Genomic DNA, 6361 nt, shown 5'->3' on the forward strand with positions numbered 1-6361 from the left:
CCCCAAAGTGCATCTCTTTCCGATTACGACAACGACAACGACAACGACAACGAATGTGTTTGTGTTTAATTTGTTCTTGACTCGTTACTAAGCCCCTGGAGCCCGCGATGTACCTGCTTCAACCCCTGCTCGGTCTGGTCCTGATCGTGGCCTTCGCCTGGGTCCTGAGCGAGGACCGCCGCGCCGTCTCCCCGCGGCTCCTCATCGGCGCCCTGGCCCTGCAGTTCATCCTCGCCACCCTGCTGCTGAAGCTGCCCCCCGCCAAGCACCTGTTCATGGCGCTGAATGACGTGGTCAGGGCCATTCAGCAGGCGACCGAGCAGGGCACCGGCATGGTCTTCGGCTACGTGGGCGGCGGGCCGGCGCCCTTCGACCTGACCCACCCGCAGCACGGCTTCATCCTCGCCTTCCAAGCCCTGCCCCTGCTGCTGGTCATCAGCGCGCTGTCGGCGCTGCTGTTCCACTGGCGTATCCTGCCCCTGGTGGTACGCGGCTTCGCCTGGGTGCTGCGCCGCACGCTCGGCATCGGCGGACCGCTCGGGGTCTGCGCCGCTGCCAATATCTTCGTCGGCATGATCGAAGCGCCGCTCCTGATCCGCCCCTATCTCATCGGGCTGTCCCGCGGCGCTATGTTCGCGGTCATGACCTGCGGCATGGCCGCGGTCTCCGGAACCGTCATGTTCCTCTACGCGGGCATCCTGGGACCGGTGATCCCGGACGCCATGGGCCACATCCTCACCGCGGTCATCATCAGCGCCCCCGCCGCGCTCCTGATCGCCGGCCTGATGGTCCCGGAGACCCGCACCGCCGCGGAGCATGATCCGGCCCCCCTGCAAGCCGAGTCCAGCAGCGCCATCGACGCCATCACGCGCGGCACCCTGGAGGCCATCCCGCTGTGGCTCAATATCGTCGCGATGCTGGTGGTCATGGTCGCCCTGGTCGGGATCCTCAACCAGATTCTCGGTCTCTTCCCGGCCGTGGCCGGCGCCCCCCTGACCGCCCAGCGCGCGCTGGGCTGGGTCCTGGCGCCGGTGGTCTGGCTGATCGGCATCCCCTGGGCGGAGGCGACCACGGCGGGGGCCCTGATGGGGGTCAAGACGGTCCTGAACGAACTCATCGCCTATCTGCAACTCGCCGCCCTGCCGCCGGGCGCCTTGAGTCCGCGTAGCGCGCTGATCATGACCTATGCCATGTGCGGTTTCGCCAACTTCGGCAGCCTCGGCATCATGATCGGCGGCATGGGCGCCATCTGCCCGCAGCGGCGCGAGGAGATCGTCGGGCTGGGGATGAAGTCCATCCTGGCGGGGACCCTGGCGACGCTGATGACGGGGGCGGTGGTGGCGGTGTTGCTCTGAGCGGCCCGCGCGGTACACCATATCCCGACCCAGGTCTTGAACAGATCTCACGCCAAGGCGCCAAGAAGAACATGAGCACCCAGATGGCCGGACTCTCATTTGAACGTGTCCAGATCGACGGCTTTCGCGGCCTGCGCGGGCTCGACCTGGACGGACTCGGGCGGGTCAACATACTGATTGGGGCGAATGACTCGGGTAAGACCAGCGTGCTTGAGGCGCTGTCCGTCGTGTGCAAACCATCCGACCCAAAGGAATGGCTGACGATGGTTGGGCGGCGGGACTTCGGTCGTCTCGACGAAACGATTATTCAATCCCTACGTTGGTGCTTCACCCAGATGGGCGGACTCGCCGAACCGGAGGAGTTATTCTCGGGACGATGCGAGATCGAATGTCAGGGTAGGTTTCCATTGCGGCGGCTCGCAGTGACTCTTGCTGAAGGCACCGGCCAGCGCCCCGCCCGCACCAAAGCGCTACCCTTCGTAAGGGCGCGAGAACGTTTGCGTCAAGTTCGCGGTTTATTTCCCGAGCTAGACGACCAATCGGCTATGCGCTTCGTCGATCTTGTACACAATGTTTCATGGGAAGGGGCCACACAAGTTAGCTCCTCTCTCGAGAACGCACCACGGGAAGCAGAGCCCGTCGAGTTGCGTATATGGGAAAACGGTGTCGAACCCTCTGGCACGATTAGGTCGGTTCGCGCTCGCGTATCCTTGCCGTGCGAAACCCTGACCCCATACTCGTACCAAACAAACCGCTCGCAGGTTAGCTCTCTTTCCAAGCAGGTCATACAGGGCGATTCGGACCAAGGGCTTATCATGCTCCAAAGTTTCGATCCGGATGTAATGGCCGTCCAAGTTCTTTCGCTGCGTGGTGATCGCCCTGCCATTTATGTTGAGCATCGCCGCCTCGGTTGGGCGCCGCTCTCGGTATTCGGGGACGCGATGCGGCGTTCCATCCTACTCGCCGCAACCCTGCCCCGATTAAAGAACGGCGGGATGCTGCTTATCGACGAAGTGGAGACCGGCATCCACATCAAGGCTCTTGGCCGGGTCTTTCAATGGCTGATCGAATCCGCACGCCAATTGGACGTACAGGTCTTCGTCACTACCCACAGTCTGGAGGCCCTCGACGCATTTATCCTTGCCCCGTGCGCCCGAGCCGGCGATGTGGTCGCCTTCCGCCTCTCAGGTACCGATGGCGCCAGCAAGGTCAAGCGTTTTTCTGGTGACCTCCTACTGGGGCTGCGCCAAGAGCGCGGCCTGGACCTGAGATAAGCCATGCGCCACTACGGCTATCTGGTCGTCGAGGGTCCGCACGATATCGAATTTTCCTATCGGCTGCTGAGCCCCTATGGCTTGACGCGCGTGCAGCTACTCAAAGACCTTGACCCGGTGTTTGAGCGCATCGTCCCCAGTACCTTCCCGCACGCCGGTGACCTCCAGAAGCGGGTGCCGGTTCCCCTGTTCCTGCAGAGCGCCACCCATGCGATAGCCGTTCATTCCGCAGTCGGGGACTCCCAACTGATACGGACCCTTGAGCAAAACGTCGGGCAGCTTGATGACGACGCAATCAGCAGTATCGGCATCCTGCTCGATGCCGACCAACAGACCCCCACCACCCGCTATGCGAATCTCAGGGGAGACATGGCAGCAAAGGGCCTTGCGCTCGATGCTACACCTGGACAGATCACCACCGGCAAACCCCGCCTAGGGGCCTTCGTCCTACCCGATAATCGGAACCAAGGCACTCTTGAAGACCTCTTGCTGGAGAGTGCGCAAGCGATCTATCCAGGACTGCTCGCCAGCGCCCAAGAGCACGTCAATCGCGCGTTGCTGGATACCGGCCTGACCGGCGAGGACGTCGCCGACGTCAAGAAACCGGCCGGTCGCAACAAGGCCATCATCGGCGCCATGGCAAGTATTCTCAGGCCCGGCAAAGCGGTGCAGACCTCGCTCCAAGACAACCGCTGGCTGCGCGCTCAAGCCCTCGCCATTCCCCGGATTGCCGCGGTGCAGGCCTTCCTCGCAGCGCTTTTCGAGTTGCCCCGAGTCCCGTAGGGTCCGCTGTGCGGACCGATGCAGCGACGCTCGTCGGCAAGTCTCGGGTCCGCTGCGCCGCCCCCGCCGGAGTCTCATTGCATGACAGGGACTCATGCCTTGATTCCCTTATCCGCTAGACTATCCAGCCAGTCCCTCGCCGCAGGTCACCATCATGCCCGCACCGACTGACACCGAGAGCCATCCCCGGCCCCTGGACCTGAGTGCCGCCGTGCTCGGCCGACCGCTCGTGATCCAGCAAAGCCGCCTGGCCGGCTTCCGCCACCACGCCGCGCCCGCCCTGTGGTCGGCCCTGCACCCCGGCGCCGTGCTCATCCTGACGGCGGAAGAGGACAATCCGCACGACCCCCAGGCAGTGGCAGTCTATTGGCGCGGGTGCAAGCTCGGCTATCTGCCGCGGGCGGAGAATCTGGTGGTGTCCCGGCTACTGGCACGCCGCCGTATCCTGAGCGCCCGCGTCCGCCGCCTGCTGCCGGGGGCGGAGCACGACCAGCGGCTGCTGCTGGACGTCCTGATGCTCTGAGCCGCACCCGGGTTTGCGGCGACGCGGGCGAATGCGGGATCATCACCGCCGAACCAACCACCGGAGACGACCATGGGCGAGGAGATCCGCGGCCATTGCTGGAATTGCGGGGCCGGGCTGACCCGGCTGGACCTGGGGCGCGAGTCCCCCTGCCCCGGCTGCGACAAGCCGACGCATTGCTGCCGCAACTGTCGGCACTTTGCCCCGGGGCGCCCGAACGAGTGCATGGAGCCCTTGGTGGAGCGGGTAGTGGAAAAGCTCAGGTCCAACTTCTGCGACCTCTTCGAGCCCGATCCCAAGCCCGCGGCGGGCGCCGCCGCCCCTGACCCGGACGCCCTGCGCAAGGCGGCCGAGGCCCTGTTCGGTCAATGAGCCCGCGCCCCCGGAGTCCAAGGCTTCAGCCTTGGCGATGCGCGGACCGGCCCGAAGTACTAAAGCGTCGCCACGTCCAGTGAGTCGCTGAAGGTCTCGATGCCGAGTTGGTCGGCCACCTGCTGCGCCCGGGGGTCGATCATCGGCGAGATGACGATGAGCCGATTGGCCTTCTGGCCGTGGCGTTGCTCGTAGTAGCGCGCCTTGCGCTCGAAGATATACATCCCGGCCTTGTCGATGGACGACTTGAGTTCGCAGATCAGGAGCAGTCCGTTCTTGATGATGATGTCCAGTTCCACCTGATCGGGACGGCCGAAGACGGTGCCGGCATCGTCATACTCGTCCACCCGCATGACGGTGACGCCGAAGCTCTGCTCCAGGATGCCGGCCAGGGCATTGCGGAAGGTCGCCTCGGATTGGGTACCCCAACGGGAGCCCAGGGCGCCGATGCTGCGGTCGTGCTTCTTGGCCTGGGCCATGATGGCCTCGTGGACCGCGTCGAACTGGCGCTTGTTCTGGTACCAGCGACGCTCCTGCTCAGCGGAGCTTTCCTTCCACAGGCGACTTTGCTCGGCCATGTGATCCCGCAGGACGGTTTGCTGTTCCTCCCATTTCTGCTCTTGGGCCTCCCACTTACGCTCGTTGGCCTCACGGTCGCGCCGCAACTCTCCCAGGAGCTTCTCGAAGCGATCCTGGGTCTCCAGCCGGTCCGCGAACTGTCCGCGCATCAGGTCCTGGATAAAGCCCCGCAGGTCCGCGTCTTCCCGCAGCAGGGCCGGCAGTTCCCGGCGGATCGCCTCCTTCAATGATTCAGCGTTCATGTGGGTCTCTCATCAACTCATCGTCGTTCTGTAGTCTAGCCCAGGATGGCCGCACCTTCGCAATCGTCCGGCCCGGCGCGCCGGGCCCGGCGCCCGCCACGGTGCTAGACTTCAGGCATGAACAGCCGCCGCGAATCACTGATCGCCGAAATCGAGTCCGAGGTCCGCCAGACCCGGCAGGAACTCGGTTTCGACCGCCTCGCCCCGACCGTACGCGCCGCCCTGTCCGCGGTCCCCCGCCACGCCTTCGTGCCGCCCGCGCAGCGCGACCTGGCCTACGCCAATCACCCGCTGCCCATCGGCAGCGGCCAGACCATCTCCCAGCCCTATATCGTCGCCATCATGAGCCAATTGCTCCAGTGCGGCGCCGGGGAACGGGTCCTGGAGATCGGTACCGGCTGCGGCTATCAGGCGGCGGTACTGGCCGCCATGGGGCTCGCGGTCTACACGGTGGAGATAGTCCCGGAACTGGCGCAACGCGCCCGCACGACCTTGCTGGAACTGGGTTATGACCAGGTGCAGGTGCGCACCGGCGACGGCTGGCAGGGCTGGCCGGAGGCGGCCCCCTTCGCCGGCATCATCGTCACCGCCGCCGCCCCGCGGATCCCCAAACCCCTCCTGGAACAACTGCGGCCGGGCGGCCGGCTGGTGATCCCGGTCGGTGCACCCGAGGCCATCCAGGACCTCTGCGTCTACCTGAAGGAAGCGTCCGAGGAGGTCAAGGGCCGCCGCGTGTTGCCGGTGCGCTTCGTCCCGGTGACCGGGGGGCTGGGGCGTCAGGACGCGCCCTGAGCGAGGGCAGTCGCCGCCAACTCCGTCAGCGCGGCCGTAAACCCGATGGCCTCCACCCCCGCGGCCAAGGAGCGGTCTGCCCCAGGATAGAGGACCCAACTGCGCGCCGGCACCAGGTCCGCCCGGGCGCTGTGGAAACCCTTCTCGACCCGCGGCGCCAGCGTCCGCTTGATCTCGATCGCCCAGGGTTCGCGTCCACCCGGCAGTTCCAGCAAGAGATCGACTTCCGCGCCGACGGCCGTCCGATAGAAACTCGCCTGGGTCCTGGGGGGCGCGACCGCCAACAGGTTTTCGATCACAAACCGTTCTCTTAGACTTACACAAACCTACACATAGGCAGATTCAGTGCTAAGTTCCTGCTTCAACGAGGCTGCCCAGGGGTGCATGGCTTGGTTTTCGCCGTTAGCTCCCACGGTGGGGAGCTTTACGGTGATGAACCGA

The 6361-nt window shown here is 65.1% G+C and carries 7 protein-coding genes and 1 pseudogene; 6 read left to right on the forward strand and 2 right to left on the reverse strand.

The window, feature by feature from the left end; translation table 11 throughout:
• Positions 1-107: 107 nt before the first annotated feature.
• The 5 genes from QZY48_RS08385 (at position 108) to QZY48_RS08405 (ending at position 4307) form a co-directional block, all read left to right on the forward strand.
• Positions 108-1355 carry a nucleoside transporter C-terminal domain-containing protein gene (locus QZY48_RS08385; protein WP_295430071.1) on the forward strand — a complete coding sequence of 416 codons (1248 nt, stop codon included), beginning with the start codon at positions 108-110 and terminating at the stop codon, positions 1353-1355.
• A gap of 71 nt (positions 1356-1426) precedes the next feature.
• Positions 1427-2629, forward strand: a complete 1203-nt coding sequence (locus tag QZY48_RS08390) for an ATP/GTP-binding protein (protein WP_295430073.1) — start codon at positions 1427-1429, stop codon at positions 2627-2629.
• 3 nt (positions 2630-2632) lie between these two features.
• Positions 2633-3412 carry a DUF3226 domain-containing protein gene (locus QZY48_RS08395; protein ID WP_295430075.1) on the forward strand — a complete coding sequence of 260 codons (780 nt, stop codon included), beginning with the start codon at positions 2633-2635 and terminating at the stop codon, positions 3410-3412.
• A gap of 154 nt (positions 3413-3566) precedes the next feature.
• Positions 3567-3935, forward strand: a complete 369-nt coding sequence (locus tag QZY48_RS08400) for an HIRAN domain-containing protein (RefSeq protein WP_295430077.1) — start codon at positions 3567-3569, stop codon at positions 3933-3935.
• 72 nt (positions 3936-4007) lie between these two features.
• The gene (locus QZY48_RS08405) at positions 4008-4307 is read left to right on the forward strand and encodes a hypothetical protein (RefSeq protein ID WP_295430079.1); all 300 of its coding nucleotides are present in this window, start codon (positions 4008-4010) and stop codon (positions 4305-4307) included.
• 59 nt (positions 4308-4366) lie between these two features.
• Here the strand turns inward: QZY48_RS08405 and QZY48_RS08410 are convergent, their stop codons facing one another.
• Entirely contained in the window at positions 4367-5128 is a 762-nt protein-coding gene (locus tag QZY48_RS08410) for a DUF3782 domain-containing protein (RefSeq protein ID WP_295430081.1), read from the reverse strand.
• 117 nt (positions 5129-5245) lie between these two features.
• On the opposite strand from QZY48_RS08410, the gene QZY48_RS08415 reads away from it, so the two are divergent.
• The gene (locus tag QZY48_RS08415; protein WP_295430083.1) at positions 5246-5920 is read left to right on the forward strand and encodes a protein-L-isoaspartate(D-aspartate) O-methyltransferase; all 675 of its coding nucleotides are present in this window, start codon (positions 5246-5248) and stop codon (positions 5918-5920) included.
• On the opposite strand, the pseudogene QZY48_RS08420 reads toward QZY48_RS08415, so the two are convergent.
• Positions 5905-6222, reverse strand: a pseudogene (locus QZY48_RS08420) (DUF4143 domain-containing protein); the annotation flags it as partial. The gene QZY48_RS08415 and the pseudogene QZY48_RS08420 overlap by 16 nt on opposite strands.
• Positions 6223-6361 lie beyond the last annotated feature (139 nt).

It is taken from the genome of uncultured Thiodictyon sp., from assembly GCF_903828115.1.
GTDB lineage: Bacteria > Pseudomonadota > Gammaproteobacteria > Chromatiales > Chromatiaceae > Thiodictyon.

Excerpts from the sequence above, each read along its gene's own strand:
- QZY48_RS08385 (WP_295430071.1), top strand. The coding sequence starts at position 108 with ATGTACCTGCTTCAACCCCTGCTCGGTCTGGTCCTGATCGTGGCCTTC.
- QZY48_RS08390 (WP_295430073.1), top strand. The coding sequence starts at position 1,427 with ATGAGCACCCAGATGGCCGGACTCTCATTTGAACGTGTCCAGATCGAC.
- QZY48_RS08395 (WP_295430075.1), top strand. The coding sequence starts at position 2,633 with ATGCGCCACTACGGCTATCTGGTCGTCGAGGGTCCGCACGATATCGAA.
- QZY48_RS08400 (WP_295430077.1), top strand. The coding sequence starts at position 3,567 with ATGCCCGCACCGACTGACACCGAGAGCCATCCCCGGCCCCTGGACCTG.
- QZY48_RS08405 (WP_295430079.1), top strand. The coding sequence starts at position 4,008 with ATGGGCGAGGAGATCCGCGGCCATTGCTGGAATTGCGGGGCCGGGCTG.
- QZY48_RS08410 (WP_295430081.1), bottom strand. The coding sequence starts at position 5,128 with ATGAACGCTGAATCATTGAAGGAGGCGATCCGCCGGGAACTGCCGGCC.
- QZY48_RS08415 (WP_295430083.1), top strand. The coding sequence starts at position 5,246 with ATGAACAGCCGCCGCGAATCACTGATCGCCGAAATCGAGTCCGAGGTC.